Raw genomic sequence first — 24,186 nt, 5'->3', positions numbered from 1 at the left:
TACGCGTCGACGGCGTCTGTGCGGATAATGCCTCACGCCTGCGGGTTCGCCGCAAGCCCTGCCATGTCATGAGTCCAAGGGAGGCGCCGCCGCGTCATGGAAGCCGTTTCCGCCCTGCTTGCCGGACAACCCGAGATTGCGCTTTTCCTGGCGCTGGCCGTGGGCCACGCGGTGGGCGCGATCCGTTTCGGACCGTTCCAGCTTGGCGGCATCTGCGGCACGCTGATCGTCTCCCTGATCATTGGCCAGACCGGTGTCCGGCTCGATGACGACGTCAAGAACGTGGCCTTCGCCGTGTTCATCTTCGCGCTCGGCTTCACGGGCGGCCCCCAGTTCTTTGCCAACGTTGCGCGGGAATGGCGCATCGGCCTGCTGTCTCTGGTGGAGGTCTTCGTCCTGCTGGCCCTGCTGGCAATTGCCGTGCCCCTGCTGCACCTGGACCCCGGCACCGCGTCGGGCCTGCTGGCCGGCGCCGCCACCGAATCGGCGGTGATCGGCACGGCGTCGGAGGCCATCGCGCGGCTCGAACTGTCCGCCGACGCCATCCGCATTTTGCAGACCAACATCGTCACCGCCTACAGCGTGACGTACCTGTTTGGCCTGATATCCATCGTGCTGTTCACCAGCCAGCTCGCCCCCTGGCTGCTGCGCCAGGACCTGCGCGAATCGGCCGCACGCCTGTGGCAAAAGCTCGGCGGACAGAACGACATGGCCGACAACCAGATGACCGCGCTGCCGTTGATCGTGGCGCGCGTGTTGCGCGTCGACCATATGGCCGGCAAGACCGTGATCGAAGCCGAGCAGAACGTGGCGCTGGGCGTCACGATCCGGCGAATTCGCCGCGATGGCGATACCTTCCGCCCCAAGCCCGAGGAAGTGCTGCGCGCCGGCGACGTGCTGCTGGCGGTGGGCCGGCGCGACGCGATGGTGCCGTTCGCCGCCGCCATCGGCCCCGAGATGCCTGAAGAGCCCGGCATGGATGCCGTGGCGCAGGCCGAGCAGTCGGTGCTGCTCACGCGCCGCGAAATCGTCGGCCTGTCGCTGGCGCGGCTGCGCCAGACCGTGGACGTGGGCATGGGGCGCGGCGTGTACGTCTCGCGCATCACGCGCATGCAGCATGCGGTGCCGATCCTGCCCGAAACGGTGCTGCAGCGCGCCGACGTCATCACGCTGTCCGGCCCCGACGAGGCGTTGCGCCGCGTGGTGCCCGAACTGGGCTATCCGGTGGTGCCCACCATTCGTACCGACTTCGTTTTCCTTGGCGCCGGCGTACTGCTCGGCATGGTGATCGGATCGTGGAGCGTCAAGATGGGCCAGGCCGACCTGACGCTCGGCGTGGGCGGCGGCTGCCTGGTGTCCGGGCTGGCGTTCGGCTGGCTGCGCGCGCGGCTGCCCGTGATGGGATCGCTGCCGGCGCCGGCCGCCGCGATCCTCCAAGACTTTGGCCTGGCCACCTTCATCGCCGCCGTGGGCCTCTCCGCCGGCCCCGACGCGCTGCGGCTGATCGAGAAATTCGGCCTGATCCTGCCCATTGCCGGCGTGCTGATATCGATCATTCCGGCCGCCATCTCGCTGTTCATTGGCCATCGCTGGCTCAAGCTCGACATGCCGATCCTGCTGGGTGCCGTGGCTGGCCAGCATTGCAGCACGCCGACGATCATGGCCCTGACCAATGCCGCCGGCAACGGCACACCCGTGATCGGCTACACGATTACCTACGCCATCTCCAATGTCCTGCTGCCATTGCTCGGCCCGATTGCCGTGGTGATGGCCGGCGCGCTTGCCTCGGCGCCAAAGTAGCTGTGCCCGGTATGCCGGGCGCCACGAGTGCCCGCGCATGCGCCCCTGTCACCCGTGTCACGCTTCACAGGAGGTTCCATGGATTGGTTGCACACCATCTTCCAGAAGTCGCCCGAGTCGGCGCTGTTCCTGTCACTGGCGGTCGGCTACGCCATCGGCAAGATCACGTTCGGCAAGTTCCAGCTTGGCGGCGTTGCCGGCTCGCTGCTGGCCGCCGTGGTCATCAGCCAGGTGGGCGTGGAGATCGACAACGGCGTGAAGGCCGTGATGTTCGCGGTCTTCATCTACGCGGTGGGCTATGAAAGCGGCCCGCAGTTCTTCAACTCGCTGAATCGCAGCTCGCTGCGCGAAATCGCCATGGCCGTGTTCATGGCCGTGGCCGGGCTGATCACGGTCGTGGTCCTGGCCAAGATCTTCCACCTGGACAAGGGCATCGCGGCGGGCCTGGCCGCCGGCGGCATGACGCAGTCGGCCATCATCGGTACGGCCGGTGACGCCATCACCAAGCTCGGGCTGCCGCCCGACCAGGTGAAGACGCTGCAGGCCAACGTGGCCATCGGCTACGCGGTGACCTACGTGTTCGGGTCGCTGGGCGCGATCATCGTCTGCGTGAACATCCTGCCGCGCTTCATGGGGTCGGATCTCAAGACCGATTCCAAGAAAGTGGAAGCCGCCATGCAGGGCGGGCTGCCGCAGTTTGGCCCGGGCCAGGCCGGCGCGCTGCCCCGGCTGGTGGGCCGGCTATTCCGTGTGACTGCGGCCGCTGGCAAGAGCGTCAAGGACCTGGAGGTTGGCGGCGAGGACCTGATCACCGTGGAAAAAGTCCAGCGGGGCGGCAAGCCGCTGGAATTCACGCAGGAAACGCTGCTGGAGGCCGGCGACCTGGTGCTGCTGGTGGGCCGGCGCGACGCCATGGTGCCCACCGCGATGGTGATCGGCGAGGAAGTGGCCGACGCCGAAGGCATGGGCATGGTGATGCAGACCCGCCGCGCGGTGTTCACGCTCAAGGGCATGAACAACAAGACGCTGGCCGAGATCGTGGCCAACGTGGGGCGCGAGATGCGCCACGGCGTCTATGTCGAGCGCATCGAGCGTTACGACCACCCGCTGCCGCTGCTGCCGGACCTGAAGCTCCAGCACGGCGACATCGTCACGTTCTACGGCACGCCGGCCGACACCAAGCGCGCCGCGCAGCGCGCGGGCTACGAGCTGGTGCCGAGCGAGAAGACGGACTTCGTCTACTTCGGCGCCGGCGTGCTGGTGGGTCTGCTGATCGGCCTGCTGGTGGTGCGCATCGGCTCCATCCCGCTGACGCTGGGCTCCGGCGGCGGCGCGCTGCTGTCCGGGCTGGTGTTCGGCTGGGCGCGGTCCAAGCACCGCATGATTGGCGCGATGCCCACGGCCGCCTGCCAGCTTCTGAAGGACTTCGGCCTGGCGGCATTCGTGGCCATCGTCGGCATCAACTCCGGCCTGCAGGCCGTGGACACGCTGCGCCAGAGCGGCCTGACCATCTTCCTGCTCGGTGCCGTGGTCACGTTGCTGCCGCTGTTCCTAACGATGCTGTTCGGCCGCTACGTGCTGCGCTACGACAACGCGGCACTGCTGGCCGGCGCGCTGTCCGGCTCGCGCAGCGCCAACCCCGCGTTCGGCGGGATTCTGGACAAGGCGGAAAGCCCGGTGCCCACCGTGCCGTTCGCCATCACCTATGCCCTGGCCAACGTGTTGCTGACACTGCTTGGCCCTCTCGTCGTCGGCTTTGTCTGACGGTTTTTGATGACTGCCCACCGATCGCATTCCTGAAAGGAGCAACGCCATGAGCAAACCGGATCTGTCCACGCTGTCCAGCCTCTCGCCGTTCGAACTCAAGGACGAACTGATCAAGCTGGCCAGCAGCGACGCCAACCGCCTGATGCTGAACGCGGGCCGCGGCAATCCCAACTTCCTGGCCACCGTGCCGCGCCACGGCTTCTGGCAACTCGGCCTCTTCGCGATGCGCGAATCGGAGCGCTCGTTCCAGTACATGCCCGAAGGCGTGGGCGGGTTTCCGCGCCGCGACGGCATCGAGGAACGCTTCGACCTGTTCGCGCGTGAAAACCACCACGTGCCCGGCGTGCAGTTCCTGGCCGGCGCCGTGTCCTACGTGCGCGACCAGCTTGGCCTGAATGCGGGCGACTTCCTCTACGAGATGTGCGAGGGCATCTTGGCCTGCAACTATCCCGTGCCGGACCGCATGCTCAAGTTGAGCGAGGTCATCGTGGGCCAGTTCATCCGCAAGGAGATGATCGGCAGCCATCCGTTCATTGGTGACTTCGACCTGTTTGCCGTCGAAGGCGGCACGGCCGCCATGACGTACCTGTTCAACTCGATGCGCGAGAACCACCTGCTCAAGGCCGGTGACAAGATCGCGCTGGGCATGCCGATCTTCACACCCTATATCGAGATTCCGGAGCTGAACGACTACCAGCTCGTGGAGCTGTCGATCGATGCCGATCCGCAGGCGCGCTGGCAGTATTCGAACCAGGAACTCGACAAGCTGCGCGACCCCGCCGTCAAGGCGTTCTTCCTGGTCAACCCGAGCAATCCGCCGTCGGTGCGCATGAGCGACGAAAGCCTGGAATACCTGGCGTCGATCATCGAGGAACGGCCGGACCTGATCATCCTGACCGACGACGTGTACGGCACCTTCGCCGACAACTTCGTGTCGCTGTTCGCGCTGTGCCCGCGCAACACCATCCTGGTCTACTCGTTCTCGAAGTACTTCGGCGCCACGGGCTGGCGGCTGGGCGTCATCGCCACGCACCACGACAATATCTTCGACGAGAAGCTGGCCAAGCTGCCCGAGGACCAGCGCCAGCAGCTTCACAAGCGCTACAACTCGATCACGACCACGCCCGACGAGCTGAAGTTCATCGACCGCATCGTGGCCGACAGCCGCACGGTGGCGCTGAACCACACGGCTGGGCTGTCAACGCCGCAGCAGGTGCAGATGGTGCTGTTCTCGCTGTTCTCGCTGATGGACACGCCAGACGCGTACAAGCAGGCGATGAAGCGATTGATCCGCAGCCGCAAGGCCGCGCTGTTCCGTGAAATCGGCATCGCGCCCGACGACGCCCACGATCCGAACGTCGTGGACTACTACACGCTGCTCGATATCGAACAGCTGGGCGGCAAGGCCATCGGGCCCGAGTTCGTGAAGTGGGTGTTGTCGTCGGCGGAGCCTACGGAACTGCTGTTCCGGCTGGCCGAGGAAGCCGGCGTGGTGCTGCTGCCCGGCCGCGGCTTCGGCACGCGCCACCCGTCGGGCCGCGTGTCACTGGCCAACCTCAACGAATCGGACTACGCCAAGATCGGCAAGTCGATCCGCAAGCTGTTCGAGGATTACGTGGACCAGTACAACAAGGCTACAGGGAGCAAGGCGAACAAGAATGTGACGAAGAAGTAAGGCGGGTAGGAAGGCCCCTCTCCTGCGCTTGTTTGCTCCCCTCTCCCGCTTTCGGGAGAGGGGTTGGGGTGAGGGTCAGCGGTTCAAATTGCGATCAGTCTCGATTTGAGCTGCAATGCCCTCACCTCCAACCCCTCTCCCACTACGTGGGAGAGGGGAGCTCAGACATGCTGAGAGCAAACGACAAGCTCAACGCGCCTCCACAAACCCCAGCACCGTCTCCAGCATCTTCCGGATTGCCGGCTGGATATTCGCCGCCTTGGCTGCGTCGTAGGCGAACGGATACACCTCTTCCATATACGACGACTGCGTCTGCTCAAGCTGGACGGCGTGGATGCCATCTGCCGGATTGCCATATTGGCGCGTGATATAGCCGCCCTTGAACCGGCCATTCAGCGCCGCCGTATGATTCGGCACGGCCTGCGCGATCTCCAGCAGGTCGCTCGCCAGGCCAGCGTCGCAGCTCTTGCCGTCGGCCGAGCCCAGGTTGAAGTCGGTCAGCTTGCCTTCGAAGAAGCGCGGCAGCACCGAGCGGATCGAATGCGCGTCCCACAGCGCGATGGTGCCGTGCCGCTGGCGCAGGCGCTTCAGTTCCTCCTGCAGCGCGTTGTGATACGGATGCCAGACCGCGTCGCGGCGCTGGGCAATTTCCGCATCGTCAGGGCCGCTGGCGCCGTCGGCGTACACCGGCGTCTTGTCGAACGTGTCCACCGGGCACAGGCCCGTGGTGTCCTGGCCCGGGTACAGGTTCGCGTTGTCGGGCGGGCGGTTCAGGTCGATCACGTAGCGCGAGTGCGTGGCCATCAGGATCGACGCGCCCAGTTCGCGCGCGAACTCATACAGGCGATCCATGTGCCAGTCGGTATCGGGCACGGTGCGTGCCTCGGGCGTCAGGCGCGCGGACATGCCGGCCGGTACGTGGGTGCCAACGTGCGGCATCGATACCAGCAGCGGACGCGTGCCGCGATGCAGCGTGAAGGCGGGAATATCGGTGGTGAAGGAGGAGGACATCTTGTCTCGGGGGCTACTCGTGTCTAGTTGGCGGGTTCGGGACCCTTCAGTCGGCCAGCAGGCAGGCGCGGACTTCGGCGAAGAGCCGGCCCGCATCCGCCTGTTGCGGATGCACGCCGTGCCCTACGCGGCACGTGCCGCCCGTGCGGACTTCCGCTAGTGTCTCATGGCCGTGGCTGGCGAACACATGCGTGGCCAGCGCGTGCGGCCCGTCCAGCCCCGCCAGCGTCGGATGGGCGCCGTCCAGCACCACGAAGTCGGCGCGCTGCCCGGCTGCCAGTCCCGCCACCGGGCGGGCCGCCGCGCGGGCGCCGCCCGCCACTGCTTCCAGCCAGAGACGGTCGGCCACCTGGTGATGCCGGGCCGATGCCAGCACGTTGCGCCGCTGCAGGCCCAGCCGCTGGCCGTACTCGAACGTGCGCAGTTCCTCGGCCACGCTCACGCTGGCGTGGCTGTCCGAGCCGATGCCCCACCAGCCGTGTTGCGCCATGTAGGGCGCGGCCTCGAACACGCCATCGCCAAGATTGGCTTCGGTGGTCGGGCAGATGCCGGCCACGGCGCCGCTATGCGCCAGCCGACGGCGTTCGTCCCAATCCATATGCGTGGCGTGCACCAGGCACCAGCGCTGGTCCACGGCTGCGTGGTCGAGCAGCCATTGCACGGGCCGCACGCCGTTCGTCGCCAGGCAGTCGTCCACTTCCTTCTGCTGCTCGGCGATATGGATGTGCACGGGCGCGGTGGCGTCCATCGCGTGCAGCGCGCCCACCGCGTGAGCCAGGCTCTGCGGCGGCACCGCGCGCAGCGAATGCGGCGCCAGGCCCAGCCGTGCGCCATACGCGGCGCAATGCGGCGCCAGCTTTTCCAGCAGCGCCAGCATCGCGTCGGTGTCGTTCAGAAAGCGGCGCTGATCGTGCTGCGCGGGTTTTTCCCCAAAGCCGGCGGTCTGGTACAGCACGGGCAGCAGCGTCATGCCGATGCCGGCGGCTTGTGCCGCACGCAGCAGCCGCAGCGACATCTCGGCGCGGTCCGCGTAAGGCTTGCCGTCCGGATCGTGATGGACGTAGTGGAATTCGCACACGCTGGTGTAGCCCGCGCGCAGCATCTCGATGTAGAGCTGCGTGGCAATCGCCTCCAGCGCATCGGGCGTCAGGCGCAGCGCAAAGCGGTACATCAGCGTGCGCCAGCTCCAGAACGAATCGCCGCCTGCGGGGTCATCGTCATCGGACACGCTGCGGTATTCGGTCAGCCCCGCAAACCCCCGCTGGAACGCGTGCGAATGCAGGTTCGGCATGCCGGGCAGCACCGGTCCCGCCGCCTGTGGCAGCGCGGCATCCGGTGCAGCGTCCGGCGTGATGGCGGTGAACGTGCCATGGGCATCCCAGGCCAGCAGCACATTGCGCGCCCAGCCGTCCGGCAGCAGCGCGTGGGGTGCGAACAGTTGGCCTGCGCTCATCGGAACACCTTGCCCTGACGCACCACGCCGGCACACGGATTGCGGCCGAACCAGTAGGCCAGTTCGGCCGGCGACGCCACGCGCCAGAGCGCGAAGTCTGCAGCACGGCCCACGGCCAGTTGCCCGTGGCGGTCGGCGGCGCCGAGTGCGCGCGCCGCGTGCGTGGTCACGCCGGCCAGCACCTCGGGCACCGTCATGCGGAACAGCGTGCAGGCCATGTTCATCATCAGCAGCAGCGACGTGGTGGGCGACGTGCCCGGATTGTGGTCGGTGGAAATGGCGATCGGCACGCGATGCTGACGCAGCAGCGCCAGCGGCGGCAGATGCGTGTCACGCAGGAAATAGTAGGCGCCCGGCAGCAATACCGCCACCGTGCCGGCGCGGGCCATGGCCATCACGCCGGCCTCGTCCAGGTGTTCGAGATGATCGGCCGACAGTGCCCCGTGGCGCGCCGCCAGCGCGGCGCCGCCCAGGTTGCTCAGTTGCTCCGCATGGAGCTTGACCGACAGCCCGTGCCGGGCGGCGGCTTCGAACACGCGCTGCGTCTGCGCGGGCGAGAAGCCGATGCCCTCGCAGAACGCATCCACTGCATCGACCAGCTTTTCCTCGGCCAGCGTCGGCAGCATCGTGTCGCAGACCAGGTCGATGTAGTCGTCGGCGCGGCCCGCGTACTCGGGCGGCAACGCGTGCGCGCCCAGGAACGTGGTGTGCACGTTCACGCCGTATGCCTGCCCGAGCTGGCGTGCCACGCGCAACTGCTTGCGTTCGGAGTCGAGTGACAGGCCGTAGCCCGACTTGATTTCGATGGTCGTGACACCTTCGGCCAGCAAGGCTTCCAGCCGCACGGCGGCCTGCGCGAACAGCGTGGCCTCGTCGGCCTCGCGCGTGGCGCGCACCGTCGACACGATGCCGCCGCCCGCGCGGGCAATCTCCTCGTAGCTTGCGCCGGCCAGGCGCATGGCGAATTCGTCGGCGCGCTGGCCGCCGTAGACCAGGTGCGTGTGGCAGTCCACCAGGCCCGGCGTGATCCAGGCTCCGCCGGCATTGTGCCGGTCGAGATGGCGATAGCTGTCCGGCAGTTCGGAGAACGGCCCCAGCCACGCGATGCGGCCATGCTCGACGACCAGCGCGGCATCGCGCACGGCACGATCGGGATTCGCGTCGGGTAGCAGGTGGCAGTGGTGCCAGACGCCGTCGGCGGAAGGCGCGTCGTGGATGTTCATCGATCCCGCTCCATGTGCAGGGTCACGCGCAGACACAGCGCGGACAGTTCGGTATGAAACAGCGTGACAGCGGGCGATCCGGCTGGCAACAGCAAACCTTCGCCGGCATGCAGATGCACGCCGTCGCCGGTGTCCCAGCTCCCGCGCAGCGCCAGCACCAGCACGGTGGCGACGGCCGGCACCGCCGTGAACGGCTGGCGCATCAGCGCGATCTCGGCGCGGCACGTGCCACGGCGCGTCATCACGTTGAAGTCGCGCGTCGGGCCGTCCACCAGCGTGGCATGCACGGCGGTGTCACCGGAAAACGCAAACGGCTCGCCCACGCGCACCAGCCGGTGGCAGAACGTGTCGTCGTGGGCCTGCAGGTGCACGCCCGCGCCATCGATCAGCACTATCTGCCGGTCGATGCCCGGGAACGCCGAGAACGGCCCATCAGCGGCGATGTCCGCCACGCTGATACGCCACGCGAACGTATCCATGCTGGCGCCCGGCGGCCACACGGCGATCTCGCGCGTGGTGCCGCCGCCGTTCTTCCACGGCGTGGGAGAGATCGCGTCGAGCGCGAACTTCGTACCTGTCATCAGCGGCCCACCATCGGCAGGTTCAGGCCCTTTTCCTTGGCGCAGTCGATGGCGATGTCGTAGCCCGCGTCGGCATGACGCATCACGCCCGTGGCCGGATCGTTCCAGAGCACGCGCTCGACGCGCTTGGCCGCCGCGTCGGTGCCATCGCAGACGATGACCACGCCCGCGTGCTGCGAGAAGCCCATGCCCACGCCGCCGCCATGATGCAGGCTCACCCACGTGGCACCGCCGGCCGTGTTCAGCAGCGCGTTGAGCAGCGGCCAGTCGGATACGGCATCCGAGCCATCGCGCATCGCTTCGGTTTCGCGGTTGGGCGACGCCACCGAGCCGCAGTCCAGGTGATCGCGCCCGATTACCACCGGCGCCTTGAGTTCACCGTTCTTCACCATCTCGTTGAAGGCCAGGCCGGCGCGATGGCGTTCATCGAGACCCACCCAGCAGATGCGCGACGGCAGGCCCTGGAACGCGATGCGGTCGCGCGCCATGTCCAGCCAGCGGTGCAGCGGCTTGTCGTCCGGGAACAGTTCCTTCATCTTGGCATCGGTCTTGTAGATATCTTCCGGATCGCCCGACAGCGCCACCCAGCGGAACGGCCCCTTGCCACGGCAGAACAGCGGGCGGATATAGGCCGGCACGAAGCCCGGGAAGTCGAACGCGTTCTTGACGCCTTCCTCGAACGCCACCTGGCGGATGTTGTTGCCGTAGTCCACCGTCGGCACGCCCATCTGCTGGAAGGCCAGCATGGCCTGCACGTGCTTGACGATCGACTGGCGCGCGGCCGCTTCCACGGCCTTCGGATCGCGCACGCGCAGGTCTTCCCACTGCTCGACCGTCCAGCCCTCGGGCAGGTAGCCGTTGATCACGTCGTGCGCCGACGTCTGGTCGGTGACGATGTCCGGACGGATGCTGCCCGCCTGCGCACGGCGCGCGAGTTCGGGCACGATCTCGGCCGCGTTGCCCAGCAGGCCCACCGAGATGGCTTCGCCCTTGCGCGTGGCGTCCTCGATCATCGCCAGCGCCTCGTCGAGCGTGGTGGCCTTCTTGTCGAGATAGCGCGTGCGGATACGGAAGTCGATGCGCGATTCCTGGCATTCGATGGCCAGCACGCAGGCACCGGCCAGCACGCCGGCCAGCGGTTGCGCGCCGCCCATGCCGCCCAGGCCGGCGGTCAGGATCCACTTGCCGGTCAGGTCGCCGTTGTAGTGCTGGTTGCCCGCCTCGACGAACGTTTCGAACGTGCCCTGCACGATGCCCTGCGTGCCGATGTAGATCCACGAGCCCGCCGTCATCTGGCCGAACATCATCAGGCCAGCACGGTCGAGTTCGTTGAACTTATCCCACGTGGCCCAGTGCGGCACCAGGTTCGAGTTGGCGATCAGCACGCGCGGCGCATCGGCGTGGGTGCGGAACACCCCCACCGGCTTGCCCGACTGCACCAGCAGCGATTCGTCTTCACCCAGCCGGCGCAGGCTGTCCAGGATAGCGTCGAAGCACTCCCAGTTACGCGCCGCCTTGCCAATGCCGCCATAGACCACCAGGTCCTGCGGGCGCTCGGCCACGTCGGGATCGAGGTTGTTCTGGATCATGCGGTAAGCGGCTTCGATCAGCCAGTTCTTGCAGTGCAGTTGGCTGCCGCGCGGGGCACGGATTTCGCGCTGGCCGCGCTGGGGGGTGAATTGGTGTTCGTTGGCGTTCATGGTCGGGTCTCTTGGCTGTTGGGTGGCTGCTTGGTGGCTGCTTGCGGTGTTGGCACTTGGGGCGCTCTACCCTCTCCCCCGGCCCCTCTCCCGCTTGCGGGAGAGGGGAGAAGACCGGGCGGGAGGGGGAGCGGCCTCCGTGGATCAAATACTGGCGTTTGTGGGCAGGATTTCCTTGACGGCGGCGGGCCAGCCTGCGCCGGCGTCGCCTTGCACTACCCACTGCTTCATGGCTTCGATATCGGGGGCCAGGTAGCGGTCGGATTCGACGAATGCCACGCGGCTGCGGATGCGGGCCAGTTCCTGCTCCACCAGCGGCGACGACTTCAGCGGACGATGGAACTCGATGCCCTGCGCGGCGGCCATGGCCTCGATGCCGACGATGACGGCGGTGTTGGCCGCCATCTCGCCCAGCCGGCGCGCGCCGTAGGTGGCCATCGACACATGGTCTTCCTGGTTGGCCGACGTGGGCAGGCTGTCGACGCTGGACGGATGCGCGAGCGCCTTGTTTTCGGAGGCCAGCGCGGCGGCGGTGACCTGCGCGATCATGAAGCCCGAGTTCAGGCCGCCATCGCGCACCAGGAACGGCGGCAGGCCCGACAGGCCGGTATCGAGCAGCAGCGCCAGGCGGCGCTCGGAGATCGCGCCGATCTCGGCGATGGCCAGCGCGATGATGTCGGCCGCGAACGCCACCGGTTCGGCGTGGAAATTGCCGCCCGACACCACATCGCCCTGTTCGGAAAACACGAGCGGGTTGTCCGACGCCGCGTTGGCCTCGATACGCAGGATGCGCGCCGCGTGGCTCAGGTTGTCCAGGCATGCGCCCATCACCTGCGGCTGGCAGCGGATCGAATACGGGTCTTGCACACGGCCGCAGGTCTTGTGCGAATCGACGATCTCGCTGCCGTCGAGCATCGCGCGCACGGCGCCGGCCACGGCAATCTGGCCGACCTGGCCGCGTGCGTCGTGGATGCGGGCATCGAATGGCTTGACCGATCCCTTGATGGCCTCCAGCGACAGCGCGCCAGCCACCAGGCCGGCGGCGAATGCGTCCTCGGCGGCGAACAGCCCGGCCAGCGCCAACGCGGTGGACACCTGCGTGCCGTTGAGCAGCGCCAGCCCTTCCTTCGGGCCCAGCGTGAAGGCGTCGAGCCCAGCATGCGCCAGCCCCTGGGCGGCCGGCACGCGCTTGCCATCGATCATCACGTCGCCTACGCCGATCAGCGTGCACGACATATGCGCCAGCGGCGCCAGGTCGCCCGAGGCGCCCACCGAGCCCTTGGCGGGAATGCACGGCGTGACACCGTGGTTGGCCAGCGCCAGCAGCGCCTCGATCAGTTCGGGCCGCACGCCTGAATGGCCGCGCGCCAGACTCACAGCCTTGATGGCCAGCACCAGCCGCACGGTGTCGGGCGCCAGGTCGGCGCCGGTGCCCACGCTGTGCGACAGCACCAGGTTGCGTTGCAGTTCGGCCAGCTTGTCATGCGGGATGCGCGACTGGGCCAGCTTGCCGAAGCCGGTATTGATGCCGTAGACCACGGCGTCGGCGTCGATGATGTCCTGCACCGTGGCTTGCGCCGCGCGCACCGGGCCCCAGGCCGAATCGGCCATCGCCAGCCGCGCTTCGCCGCGATAGATGCGGCGCAGGTCGTCCAGCGACACGTGGCCAGGGTTCAGGGTCAGGAGGGAGCGGGAATCGTTGGTCATCGTCGGTACGTCTTTGTTGTATGGGCCTGTCTATACAGGTTAGTCGAAAAATAAACCCGATGACCAGCTTTTGACTGGCCGCGGGCGAAAGTTCTAGCCGAAGGCGGGATTGCCGTCGGCGCGAAAGCGGCTGCCCAGCCGGTACCGGTTACCCGGGTGCAGGCAGCGTACAAAGGTCACCGGCACGCCGCTGGTCCAGGTGCGGCGGGTCAACAGCAGGCACGGTTGCGTGGCCGGCATCTCAAGCTGCACGGCCTGCTCGGCCGTGGCGGCGATGGCATCGACCACGTGTTCCACCTGGTCATACGGCACATTGCGCAGCAGGTACTCGCCCGGCTGGGTGTCGGCAAAGTCCTGCGTGATGAAATCGGGCGCCACGCGCGGGTTCACGTAGCGGTCTTCCAGTTGCACGGGCACGCCGTCCTCGCGATGGATGCAGATCGAGTGGTACACCGATTCGCCGGTGCGCAGCTCCAGCGCGGCCGCCACCTCGATCGACGCCGATACGCGCTCCACCAGGATCACATCGCACGCGTAGTCGTGGCCGCGCATGCGGATCTCGTCCTGCAGGTTCACCACCGACAGCAGCGTGGACTGCGGCTTGTGCTCCGCCACGAATGTGCCCACGCCGGCCACTCGCACCACCCTGCCCTGCTCCGACAGCTCGCGCAGCGCGCGGTTGACCGTCATGCGCGACACCGAGAACCGGGTCACCAGTTCCTGTTCGGACGGCACGCGGTCGCCGGGCTGCCACGCGCCGCTCTGGATCTGGCGCGCGATGTATTCCTTGACCTGCTGGTACAGCGCGGCCGGAGCGTTGGACGGGGAAGATGCCGGGTTGGCGGACGAATTCATGGCTTGTTGCGCATCGCCCGTTCAGTGCTCGGCCGAAGCCATGGCCTCGGCGCGAATCTCCTCGGTGAGCCGCGCCTTGAGCGCGGAGAACTCGGGCGATGTCTTGATCGTGTAATGGCGCGGATGGGCAAAGTCCACCGCGATCTCGCTCTTGATCCGACCGGGCCGCGCGGAAAACACCGCCACGCGGTTGGCCATGAAGATGGCCTCGTCGATATCGTGCGTGACGAATAATACCGTCTTGCGGTGCGACTCCCAGATCCCGAGCAGCAGTTCCTGCATCAGCACGCGCGTCTGGTTGTCGAGCGCGCCGAACGGTTCGTCCAGCAACAGGATCTTCGGATCGTTGGCCAGCGCCCGCGCAATGGCCGTGCGCTGCTGCATGCCGCCCGACAACTGCTTCGGGTAATGCTGCTCGAAACCGCGCAACCCTACACGGGCGATGAAGAAGTCGCCGCGCTCCTTCTGCTCGGCCGCGCTCATGCCGCGCTCGCGCAGGCCAAAGCGCACGTTCTGCTCGATCGTGAGCCACGGGAACAGCGTGTACGACTGGAACACCATGCCACGATCGGCGCCCGGGCCGGCCACGGGCTGGCCATCGAGCAGTACGCGCCCGCCGCTAGGCGTATCGAGCCCGGCCACGATGCGCAGCAGCGTGGACTTGCCGCAGCCCGACGGGCCCAGGATGGTCACGAAATCGTTGTCGCGCACCTCGAAGTCCACCGGCAACAGCGCCTGGGTGCTACCGCCACGCGGGTTTTCGAAGGTACGGGAGACCTGCTGGATCGACAGCGCGCTCATTTGATCGAACTCCACGGAAACAGGCGCTGGTTGGCCAGCTTGAAGACCAGGTCGGACACCAGCCCGATGCAGCCGATCACGATGATGCCGAAGATGATCTGCCCGGTGTTCAGCAGCGCCTGGCTGTCGGTGATCATGTGGCCAATGCCCGAGGACGATCCGATCAGTTCGGCCACGATCACATACGTCCAGGCCCAGCCCAGCACCAGCCGCAGCGTCTCGGCGATGTCCGGCGCGGCGCCCGGTATCAGCACCCGGCGCACGATGCCGCGCGGCGTGGCGCCCAGCGTGTAGGCCGCTTCCACCAGGTCCTTGCGCGCCCCGCCCACCGTGACCGCCACCATCAGCACGATCTGGAAGAATGAGCCGATGAAGATCACCAGCAGCTTCTGCGTCTCGCCGATGCCGGCCCACAGGATCAGCAGCGGGATAAACGCCGACGCGGGCAGGTAGCGGCAGAACGATACGAACGGCTCGAAGAACGCCTCGGCCGCCTTGTACGCGCCCATGAAGATGCCCAGCGGCACCGCCAGCACGGCGGCCAGCACGAAGCCGCCCACCACGCGCCACACGGTCATGCCGATATCGCCGATGAAGCCGTACTGCGTGAACAGCAGCCAGCCCTCGTGCGCCATCGTCAGCGGATCGGCCAGGAACGTGCGCGGCACGAATCCGCCGAACGTGGCGATGGCCCACACGGCCACGAACGCCACGAAGAACGACAGCCCCAGCACCCAGCGGGCGTGCGACGACACGGGCACCAGCGGCGACGCCCACGGATGGCGCGCACGCGGCGGGCGGCTGTTGGAACTGGTGACGATGGGCGCGGGGGCGCGCGACGTCACTGGTGCGGGCGACACGGACGACATGGCGGCCTCCGGCTTACTTGAGGTATCGGGCGTCATAGATCGCCGTCACGTCGGGCACCTGGCGGATCACGCCGATGTCCTTGAGCACGTCGGCTGCTTCCTTGCTGAAGCTGGCCAGCTCGCCCGCGAAGAATTTCTGGTTGGCCGCCTTGTCCTGCCAGCGCAGGTAGGCCGACGACTTGGCGAACTGCTCGCCGGTCTGCTTGACCGCCGCGCCCATGATCTCGTTCGACTTGGCCGGATCCTTGGCGATCATCTCCAGCGCCTCGAAGTAGCTGTCGACCAGCGCCTGCGCAGCCTTGGGATTGTCCTTGAGCCATTTCGGCGCGCAGCCCAGCGTGTCGGTCACCATCGGATAGTCGAGCGTGGTGGCCAGGATCTTGCCCTTGTCCGGATTGGCGCGCACCGTCGACAGGTACGGCTCGTAGGTCATCGCGCCATCGTTCTGTCCGGCCACGAACGCCTGCGCGGCGGCCTGCGGCGACAGCGTGGTCAGCTTGACGTCCTTGAGCGTCATGCCGTTCTTCTTCAGCATCCAGGCCAGGCCGAAGTACGGCGCGGTGCCCGGTGCATCGACGCCGATCGTCTTGCCCTTGAGGTCGGCAAATCCCTTCACATCGCCGCGCACGGCCAGGCCATCGGCGCCGTAGGACTTGTCGAGCTGCACGATCTGCGTGATCGGCACGCCATTGGCATTCCACGCCACATGGGTCTCGACCGTGGTCGCCGCGCACTGGATCGCGCCCGACGCCAGCGCCAGGTGCCGATCCTTCTGCGGAATCATCTTGATCTCGACGTCGAGCCCGTTCTTCTTGAAGATGCCCGCCTTGTCGGCCAGCGACAGCGGCGCGAAGCCGGTCCAGCCGCTCATGCCAAGCGCCACCGGCGTGTTCTGGGCATGCGCTGGCGTGGCCAGCACGGTGGCGGCAAGGGTGGACGCTACTGCGGCAATACGGAACGGCAGGGGCAGCTTCATGCTGTCGGCTCCATCAGTCGTGGTGTGGGGGCAATCTAGCAATCCTGTATATACAAGTCAAATCGGGGGTTTACCTGAGTCATCAGGCAAGTGCGGCATGCACGACGCCAGTTATGGCGCGCCCTTGCGGTGCATATGGGTGTTGCAATGCACCTAAGGGAATCACCGGACAGCGGGCGGATGCACCGTCTTGTCTATACAGGGGTGGTAGGCGGACTGGGATGCAAGGGGTGTGCCTGGGGCGGGGCTTGCTGGGGAGGGTGCGCCCCCGTCGCGCGTGCTTTTTTGCTCCCCTCTCCCGCGCAGTGGGAGAGGGGAGCTAGCCCAGGGGGAATTTAAGCAGTCCTACCGATCAAAAAACGCCGCCACCGTCGGATACCTGAGCCTCAGCCGCAACTCCCGCTTGAGCCTCCGGTTGTCCAACCGGCGCGATTCGCTCATGAAGCTGAGCAGATTGGCGTCGATGGTTTCGCGTGCCTGCTGGCGGCTGATGCGCGGCGGGCGCGGCAGGCCCTTGCGGTCGGCCACGAGGTCGAAGTAATCGGCCATGCGCAATTCGGTGTCGTCGCTGGCATGCACCACGCGCTGGGGGCGGCCGCGCCAGAGCGCCGCGATCATCGCCCGCGCGAGGTCGTCGGCGTGGATGTGGCTCGTATAGACGTCGTCCTGGGGCGCCAGCGCCGGCGTGCCCTTGTGCAGGCGCGCCACGGGCAGGCGGTCTTCCGCGTAGATGCCGGGAATGCGGACAATGCTGGCGCGCCAGCCGGCGTCGCGGCCAAAGGCGCGTACGTCCGACTCCGCCGCCACACGACGCCGGGCCCGTGCCGTCTGGGGACGCACCGCGTGGAATTCCTGCACGCGGGCGCCGCCACGGTCGCCGTACACGCCCGTGGTGCTGGCGTAGACGAACGTCCCGGCGGACCTCGGCCGCGACCCCGCGTCAAACGCGCGATGCCAGCCCTGCTCGGGTAGAATGGCGGCCTCGCTGGCGCCCAGGCGCCGCGCGCGCGTCTGGCGCCAGTTCGCGCGCCGCAACGCCCCGAGCAACGCCCGTGTGCGCGGATCGCCATCGCCCTGTCCGGGCGGCGGCGCCAGGTCAATGACCCGGTCCGCCAGCCGCGACAGCCGCGCCAGCGTGGCGGGCCGATCCAGATCGGCCACCAGCGGCACCGCGCCGGCGGCGCGCAACTCGGCTTGCCGGGCGGGTTGCGAGGTCACGGCGAACACGCGCATGCGCGTGGCCAGCACGCGCAGGACGCGGGTGCCGACATCGCCGCAACCAACGATCAGCAGGCGCGGACGGCCCAGCCGCCGATGCCGTATGCCCTGTGGGGAAGACAACGCCGCTTGCGGCGACAGAATTTGGTTCATAGACCCGATTATGGCTTATCAAGTTACCGTCATGCCGAGTGGCCACAAGTTCGAAGTGGCCGCCGACGAAACCATCCTGGGCGCCGCGCTGCGCCATAGCATCGGCCTGCCGTACGGCTGCAAGAACGGCGCCTGCGGGTCATGCAAGGGCCGCGTCGTCGAAGGCACGATCCAGCAGGGCGACCATGCCGCGTCGGCCCTGACCGCCCAGGAAAAGACCGAGGGCCGCGCGCTGTTCTGCTGCGCCAACGCCACGTCAGACATCACCATCGAGTGCCGTGAAGTGCACGGCGCCGGCGATATCCCGATCAAGAAGATCCCCTGCCGCGTTGCCACCATGGAACGCCTGGCCGACGACGTGATCGCCATCAAGCTGCAACTGCCCGCCACCGAGCGCATGCAGTTCCTGGCCGGCCAGTACGTGGAATTCCTGCTGCGCGACGGCAAGCGCCGCAGCTATTCGATCGCCACGCCGCCGCACGAGGAAGGCCCGATCGAACTGCACATCCGCCACATGCCCGGCGGCGCGTTCACCGACTACGTGTTCGGCGCCAAGGAAGGCATGCCGGCCATGAAGGACCGCGACATCCTGCGCTTCGAAGGCCCGCTGGGCAGCTTCTTCCTGCGCGAGGAATCGGATGCACCGATCGTGCTGCTGGCTTCGGGCACCGGTTTCGCCCCGATCAAGGCCATCGTCGAACACGCCGCCTACACCGGTATCACGCGCCCGATGACGCTGTACTGGGGTGGCCGCCGTCCGGCCGACCTGTACATGCACGCGCTGTGCGAGCAGTGGGCGCGCGACCTGCCGAACTTCAAGTACGTGCCCGTGGTGTCCAACGCGACGGCCGACGACAACTGGACGGGCCGCACCGGCTTTGTCCACCAGGCCGTGATGGCCGACCACCCGGACCTGTCCGCGCACGAGGTGTATGCCTGCGGCGCGCCGGTGATGGTCAACGCCGCCCGCACCGATTTCACGGCACAGTGCAAGCTGCACGAGGACGCGTTCTTCGCCGATTCGTTCACGTCCGAGGCCGATCTGCACCCCGCCGGGGCTGCCTGATCGCTCGGCCGGCCGTTCCGTCGACACAACAATGCCACCCGGGTCTGCCAAATTTCGCTTTGACACCCGGACGCATGCGTTTTATATTGGCCGCCATGAACACCGCCATGATCCGACGCCGCGCACGTACGTTGCTCCCCACCGGGGTGCCGCGCGGCTGACCGTAGACAGCGTCTGTTCAGGTCAACAAGCCACGGGCAACCCCCGTGGCTTTTTGTTTTTGTCCGTCCATCGTTTCATGCCGACCCCAGGAGTCCGCCATGGCATTTGCTGAGTTTCCCGTCCAATCGCTGATGTACATCACCAACCGCCCCGAACTGGTCTTCACCGAAGGCAAGGGCTCGTGGCTGACGGACCATAACGGCAAGCGCTATCTGGATTTCGTGCAGGGCTGGGCAGTCAACGCACTGGGCCACTCGAACGAGGGCATGATCGAGGCGCTGGAAAAGCAGGCGCGCAAGCTGCTGAACCCGAGCCCGGCGTTCTACAACGAGCCGATGCTGAAGCTGGCCGGCCAGCTGACCGACAACAGCTGCTTCGACAAGGTGTTCTTCGCCAACAGCGGCGCCGAAGCCAACGAAGGCGCGATCAAGCTGGCGCGCAAATGGGGCCGCAAGCACAAGAACGGCGCCTTCGAGATCATCACGATGGACCACAGCTTCCATGGCCGCACGCTGGCGACCATGAGCGCGTCGGGCAAGGCCGGCTGGGACACGATCTTCGCGCCGCAGGTGCCGGGCTTCCCGAAGGCCGAGCTCAACGACCTGGCATCGGTGGAAAAGCTGATCACCGACAAGACGGTCGGCATCATGCTGGAGCCGGTGCAGGGCGAAGGCGGCGTGATCCCCGCCAGCCGCGAATTCATGCAGGGGCTGCGCGCGCTGGCCGACAAGCACAAGCTGCTGCTGATCGTCGATGAAGTGCAGACCGGCTGCGGCCGCTGCGGCACGTTGTTCGCGTACGAACTGTCGGGCGTTGAGCCGGACATCATGACGCTGGGCAAGGGCATCGGCGGTGGCGTGCCCCTCTCCGCGCTGCTGTGCAAGGCCGATGTGGCCAGCTTCGAGGCCGGCGACCAGGGCGGTACCTACAACGGCAACCCGCTGATGACGGCGGTGGGCAGCTCGGTGATCTCGCAACTGACCGCGCCGGGCTTCCTGGATGACGTGAAGGCCAAGGGCCAGTACCTGCGCGAGCAACTGCTGGCGCTGTCCGCCGAGTTCGGCCTGGGTGGCGAACGCGGTGAAGGCCTGCTGCGCGCACTGGTGCTGGGCAAGGACATCGGCCCGCAGATCGTGGAAGAAGCCCGCGAGATGAATCCGACTGGCCTGCTGCTGAACGCACCGCGCCCGAACCTGCTGCGCTTCATGCCGGCCCTGAACGTGACGCGCGAAGAGATCGACCAGATGATCGGCATGCTGCGCGATCTGCTGAAGAAGCTGGCGTAAGTAAGCTGGTGCAAAGAAAAAAGCCTCGCGGTTGCGAGGCTTTTTTTCGGTTGCTGCTTGCTGTTTTTGCTCCCCTTTCCCACTTCGCGGGAGAGGGGAGCACGCCTGACGGTGGGTTACTCCCCCAGATACGCCGCCCGCACCTTCGGGTCGTCCAGCATCTGCTTGGCGTCGCCGCTCATGGTGATCAGGCCGGACTCCATCACGTAGCCGCGGTGCGCGGCCTGCAGCGCCAGGCGGGCGTTCTGCTCCACCAGCAGCACGGTCACGCCCTGTGACGACACGGTACGCACCACCTCGAAGATCTTCTCGACCATGATCGGCGAGAGACCCATCGACGGTTCGTCCAGCAGCAGCAGCTTGGGCTGGCTCATCAGCGCACGCGCCATGGCCAGCATCTGCTGCTCGCCGCCCGACATCGTGCCGGCCAGCTGGTTGGCACGCTCCTTCAGGCGCGGGAACGTCTCGAACATGCGGTCGATGTCGGACTTGATACCGGCCTCGTCGTCACGCGTGTACGCCCCCATCTGCAGGTTCTCGGTGATGGTCATGCGCGCGAACACGCCGCGGCCTTCCGGCACCATCGCCAGGCCCTGCTTGAGCAGCTTGTAGCTGGGCACGCCCTTGATGGACTTGCCCATGTACTCCACATCGCCGCCGGCCCAGCCCTGCAGCCCGGTGATGGCCTTCATGGTCGTGGTCTTGCCGGCACCGTTGGCGCCGATCAGCGTCACCAGTTCACCGTCCTGGATCTCCAGGTCCACGCCCTTGACGGCCTGAATGCCGCCGTAGGACACCTTCAGGCCGGAAATCTTCAGAATCGTCTGTGTCATGTTGCTTGCCTCCCGCCTTAGTGCGCCGACGCGCCGAGGTAGGCCTCGATCACGGCAGGATTGTTCTGGACATCATGCGGCAGGCCCTGCGCGATGACCTTGCCGTAGTCCAGCACGGTCAGGCGGTTGCACAGGCCCATCACCAGCTTCACGTCGTGCTCGATCAGCAGGATGGTCTTGCCATCGTTCTTGATCTTTTCCAGCAGCCCGCGCAGCTCCACCTTCTCGGTGGCGTTCATGCCGGCGGCCGGTTCGTCCAGCGCCAGCAGCTTGGGTTCCGTGGCCAGCGCACGGGCGATCTCCAGGCGGCGCTGGTGGCCGTACGACAGGTTCTTCGACGTGAAATTGGCGTACTTGCCAATGCCGACGTAGTCCAGCAGGTCGTGGGCCATGTCCTCGATGCCCTCTTCCTCGCGGCGCACCGCGGGCGGACGGAACACGGCGCCAAAGATACCGGCCTTGGTGCGCACGTGGCGGCCCACCATCACGTTTTCCAGTGCGGTCATGTCGCCAAACAGGCGGATGTTCTGGAACGTGCGGGCGATGCCGGTCTTGGCCACTTCATGCACGGCCGTCGGCTGATACGGCTTGCCGCCCAGCACGAAGTCGCCGGAGTCCGGCGTGTACAGGCCCGTGATCACGTTGAAGAACGTGGTCTTGCCGGCGCCGTTCGGGCCGATCAGGCCATAGATCTCACCGGGCTTGATCTGCAGGCCCACATCGGACAGTGCCTGCAGGCCGCCGAAACGCTTGTTGACCCCCTGTACGGACAGGAGGAATTCGGAATTGCTCATAGTGTCCTCCTGCTCAGAAACGGCCAACGCTGCCCGCGCGGCGCACCACCGGACGGTCTTCCTTGCGCGGCGACGGCCAGATGCCTGCCGGGCGATACAGCATCACCCCCACCAGGGCCAGGCCGAACAGCAACTGGCGCAGCACTTCGGCATCGACGATCACGTGGCCGAACAGGCCGGTCTGCATCGGTTCCGCCACCACGCGCAGCAGTTCCTGGAAACCCACCAGCAGGATGCCGCCCAGGATCACGCCCGGGATATGGCCCATGCCGCCCAGCACCACGATGGCCAGGACGTAGATCGATTCCCACAGCGTGAACGATTCCGGCGACACAAAACCCTGGAACGCGCCGAACACCGCGCCCGAGGCGCCGCCGAACGATGCGCCCATGGCAAACGCCAGCAGCTTCATGTTGCGGGTGTTGATACCCATCGCCTTGGCCGCGATCTCGTCTTCACGGATGGCCACCCAGGCGCGTCCGATACGGGAGTTCTGCAGGCGCAGGCAGATGAACACGATCACGATGACCAGGAACACCAGCAGGTAGTAGTACATGAACACCGGCGTGAACTTCATGCCGAAGATCTCGTGCGACTTCGAGAAATCGAAGCCGAAGATATGTACCGGGTCTACCGCCGTGATGCCCTTGGGGCCGTTGGTGATGTTCACCGGACGGTCCAGGTTGTTCATGAAGATCCGGATGATCTCGCCGAAGCCCAGCGTCACGATGGCCAGGTAGTCGCCGCGCAGCTTCAGCGTCGGCGCCCCCAGCAGCACACCAAAGGTGGCCGCGATGAGCAACGCGCATGGCAGCACCAGCCACATCGTCAGGTGAATACCGTTCGGGAAAAGCTGGTGGATCCACTCGAACTGGTTGGACAGGTGCGGCGACCCGAGCAGCGCCATGCTGTAGGCGCCCACCGCGTAGAACGCGATATAGCCCAGGTCGAGCAGGCCGGCAAAGCCGACCACGATGTTCAGGCCCAGCGCCAGCATGATGTACAGCAGCGCGAAGTCGAGCACGCGCACCCAGTAGTTGCCGCCAAAGGTCTGGACGAAGAACGGGGCGCACAGCGCCACCGCCAGGAAGACCAGCAGCGCGGCCAGGGTCTTGGCCGGCACGCGCGACGGCGCGGCCACGGCCGTGGATGGAATCGGAGTATTCATGGATTCTCTCTCCTCAGGCGCGATCGGCCACGCGTTCGCCCATGATGCCGGACGGACGGAACACGAGTACGGTAATCAGCACGATGAACGCAAACACGTCCTGGTAGTTCGAGCCGAACACCCCGTTGGTCAGGTCGCCGATGTAGCCGGCGCCCAGTGCCTCGATCAGGCCCAGCAGCATGCCGCCCACCATGGCGCCCGCCAGGTTGCCGATGCCGCCCAGCACGGCTGCCGTGAACGCCTTCAGGCCGGGAATGAAGCCCATGTAGAAGTGCGCGTTGCCGTAGTTGGTGGCCATCATCACGCCCGCCAGCGCCGCCAGCGTGGCGCCGATCATGAACGTGGCCGAAATCACGAAGTTGGGGTTCACGCCCATCAGGCCCGCCACCTTCTGGTTCTCGGCGGTGGCGCGCATGGCGCGGCCGAGCTTGGTGCGGTTCACCAGGGCCAGCAGGCCAGCCATGACCATCACGGCCAGGCCAATGATGACCATTTCCTTGCCGGTGATGGTGGCGCCGGTGGATCCGATGTCGATCGGTTCCGAAGGAAGCAGCTGCGGGAACGTCAGCGGGTTGCGCGACCAGATCAGCATCCCCATGGTCTGGAGGATGATCGAGACACCGATCGCGGTAATCAGCGGGGCCAGGCGCGGCGCATTGCGCAACGGCCGGTAAGCCACGCGTTCAATCGTATAGGCAAGCACTGCACAGACGGGCATGGCGATCAGCGTGGCGATCACCAGCGTCAGCCATTCGGGCAGGCCGGGCGCGAATTTCTGCAGCCCCAAGATTGCCGACAAAGCGGTCAGCGCGCCAATCATCAGTACGTCGCCGTGAGCGAAGTTGATGATGCCCAGAATGCCGTAGACCATGGTGTAGCCCAGTGCGATCAGCGCATAGATGCTGCCGAGCACCAGACCGTTCACGATCTGCTGGATAAAGATATCCATGAAAACTCCTGCTTCAGCCCCGCTCCGGCCGGCATGGTGTGGATGCCTCGGAAGGGACGGTAATGTTGGATAGGTCGGGTAGGTTGGTATTCAGTTTGCTGGTGTGCCGCCCGCCCTGTTCCACCCATGGTAAGGATGC

At 66.6% G+C, this 24,186-nt stretch carries 20 protein-coding genes; 5 read left to right on the top strand and 15 right to left on the bottom strand.

The genetic code is table 11. The features are described from left to right. The first annotated feature begins 96 nt into the window (after positions 1–96). The 3 genes from aspT (MFF62_RS02950) to MFF62_RS02940 all read left to right on the top strand — a co-directional run bounded on the left by aspT (MFF62_RS02950) (position 97) and on the right by MFF62_RS02940 (position 5,242). A complete protein-coding gene (gene aspT, locus MFF62_RS02950) occupies positions 97–1,800 on the top strand; it encodes an aspartate-alanine antiporter (protein ID WP_238259690.1) in 1,704 nt (567 codons plus the stop codon). 78 nt (positions 1,801–1,878) lie between these two features. Next, positions 1,879–3,564, top strand: coding sequence for an aspartate-alanine antiporter (gene aspT, locus MFF62_RS02945; RefSeq protein ID WP_238259688.1), 1,686 nt, complete (start codon positions 1,879–1,881; stop codon positions 3,562–3,564). 49 nt (positions 3,565–3,613) lie between these two features. After that, positions 3,614–5,242 carry a bifunctional aspartate transaminase/aspartate 4-decarboxylase gene (locus MFF62_RS02940; protein ID WP_238259686.1) on the top strand — a complete coding sequence of 543 codons (1,629 nt, stop codon included), beginning with the start codon at positions 3,614–3,616 and terminating at the stop codon, positions 5,240–5,242. Between the two features lie 189 nt (positions 5,243–5,431). Here MFF62_RS02940 and hutG read toward each other — a convergent pair whose 3' ends face one another. The 11 genes from hutG to MFF62_RS02885 form a co-directional block, all read right to left on the bottom strand. Continuing rightward, positions 5,432–6,253 carry an N-formylglutamate deformylase gene (hutG, locus tag MFF62_RS02935; protein ID WP_238259684.1) on the bottom strand — a complete coding sequence of 274 codons (822 nt, stop codon included), beginning with the start codon at positions 6,251–6,253 and terminating at the stop codon, positions 5,432–5,434. A gap of 46 nt (positions 6,254–6,299) precedes the next feature. Continuing rightward, the gene (locus MFF62_RS02930; protein ID WP_238259675.1) at positions 6,300–7,706 is read right to left on the bottom strand and encodes a formimidoylglutamate deiminase; all 1,407 of its coding nucleotides are present in this window, start codon (positions 7,704–7,706) and stop codon (positions 6,300–6,302) included. Then, a complete protein-coding gene (gene hutI, locus MFF62_RS02925; protein WP_238259673.1) occupies positions 7,703–8,929 on the bottom strand; it encodes an imidazolonepropionase in 1,227 nt (408 codons plus the stop codon). The genes MFF62_RS02930 and hutI overlap by 4 nt, the downstream gene beginning before the upstream one ends. Further along, positions 8,926–9,510, bottom strand: a complete 585-nt coding sequence (locus tag MFF62_RS02920; protein WP_238259670.1) for a HutD/Ves family protein — start codon at positions 9,508–9,510, stop codon at positions 8,926–8,928. The genes hutI and MFF62_RS02920 overlap by 4 nt, the downstream gene beginning before the upstream one ends. Continuing rightward, positions 9,510–11,210 carry a urocanate hydratase gene (gene hutU, locus MFF62_RS02915; RefSeq protein ID WP_238259668.1) on the bottom strand — a complete coding sequence of 567 codons (1,701 nt, stop codon included), beginning with the start codon at positions 11,208–11,210 and terminating at the stop codon, positions 9,510–9,512. The genes MFF62_RS02920 and hutU overlap by 1 nt, the downstream gene beginning before the upstream one ends. 144 nt (positions 11,211–11,354) lie before the next feature. Beyond that, a complete protein-coding gene (gene hutH, locus MFF62_RS02910) occupies positions 11,355–12,917 on the bottom strand; it encodes a histidine ammonia-lyase (protein ID WP_238259667.1) in 1,563 nt (520 codons plus the stop codon). 93 nt (positions 12,918–13,010) lie between these two features. Beyond that, positions 13,011–13,772, bottom strand: coding sequence for a histidine utilization repressor (gene hutC, locus MFF62_RS02905; RefSeq protein WP_238259660.1), 762 nt, complete (start codon positions 13,770–13,772; stop codon positions 13,011–13,013). A gap of 21 nt (positions 13,773–13,793) precedes the next feature. Next, entirely contained in the window at positions 13,794–14,573 is a 780-nt protein-coding gene (locus tag MFF62_RS02900; protein WP_238259658.1) for an ABC transporter ATP-binding protein, read from the bottom strand. Continuing rightward, the gene (locus MFF62_RS02895) at positions 14,570–15,442 is read right to left on the bottom strand and encodes an ABC transporter permease (protein WP_238259656.1); all 873 of its coding nucleotides are present in this window, start codon (positions 15,440–15,442) and stop codon (positions 14,570–14,572) included. Before MFF62_RS02895 ends, MFF62_RS02900 begins: the two co-directional genes overlap by 4 nt. 13 nt (positions 15,443–15,455) lie before the next feature. Continuing rightward, a complete protein-coding gene (locus MFF62_RS02890; protein WP_238259654.1) occupies positions 15,456–16,418 on the bottom strand; it encodes an ABC transporter substrate-binding protein in 963 nt (320 codons plus the stop codon). Positions 16,419–16,763: 345 nt separating this feature from the next. Then, positions 16,764–17,789 carry an NAD-dependent epimerase/dehydratase family protein gene (locus MFF62_RS02885; RefSeq protein ID WP_238259652.1) on the bottom strand — a complete coding sequence of 342 codons (1,026 nt, stop codon included), beginning with the start codon at positions 17,787–17,789 and terminating at the stop codon, positions 16,764–16,766. Between the two features lie 10 nt (positions 17,790–17,799). Between MFF62_RS02885 and MFF62_RS02880 the strand changes: the two genes are divergently transcribed. Further along, positions 17,800–18,855 (top strand): CDP-6-deoxy-delta-3,4-glucoseen reductase, encoded by a 1,056-nt coding sequence (locus tag MFF62_RS02880; protein ID WP_238259642.1) that lies wholly within the window; start codon positions 17,800–17,802, stop codon positions 18,853–18,855. A 260-nt stretch (positions 18,856–19,115) separates the two neighbouring features. Further along, entirely contained in the window at positions 19,116–20,303 is a 1,188-nt protein-coding gene (locus tag MFF62_RS02875; protein WP_238259641.1) for an acetylornithine transaminase, read from the top strand. Between the two features lie 116 nt (positions 20,304–20,419). On the opposite strand, the gene MFF62_RS02870 is transcribed toward MFF62_RS02875, so the two are convergent. The 4 genes from MFF62_RS02870 to MFF62_RS02855 are packed head-to-tail and all read right to left on the bottom strand — an operon-like array spanning position 20,420 to position 24,047. Beyond that, complete coding sequence (locus tag MFF62_RS02870) at positions 20,420–21,136, bottom strand: ABC transporter ATP-binding protein (protein ID WP_238259640.1); 717 nt, start codon at positions 21,134–21,136, stop codon at positions 20,420–20,422. A 17-nt stretch (positions 21,137–21,153) separates the two neighbouring features. Further along, entirely contained in the window at positions 21,154–21,930 is a 777-nt protein-coding gene (locus MFF62_RS02865) for an ABC transporter ATP-binding protein (RefSeq protein WP_238259639.1), read from the bottom strand. A 13-nt stretch (positions 21,931–21,943) separates the two neighbouring features. Beyond that, complete coding sequence (locus MFF62_RS02860) at positions 21,944–23,098, bottom strand: ABC transporter permease subunit (protein ID WP_238259638.1); 1,155 nt, start codon at positions 23,096–23,098, stop codon at positions 21,944–21,946. A 13-nt stretch (positions 23,099–23,111) separates the two neighbouring features. After that, positions 23,112–24,047: a branched-chain amino acid ABC transporter permease gene (locus MFF62_RS02855; protein ID WP_092135156.1), complete on the bottom strand. Its 936-nt coding sequence runs from the start codon at positions 24,045–24,047 to the stop codon at positions 23,112–23,114. Positions 24,048–24,186: the final 139 nt, after the last annotated feature.

Source organism: Cupriavidus pauculus, assembly GCF_022179805.1.
Classification (GTDB): domain Bacteria; phylum Pseudomonadota; class Gammaproteobacteria; order Burkholderiales; family Burkholderiaceae; genus Cupriavidus; species Cupriavidus pauculus_E.
Note: the sequence above shows the minus strand (reverse complement) of the source record. Positions and strands in the feature narration are given on the sequence as shown.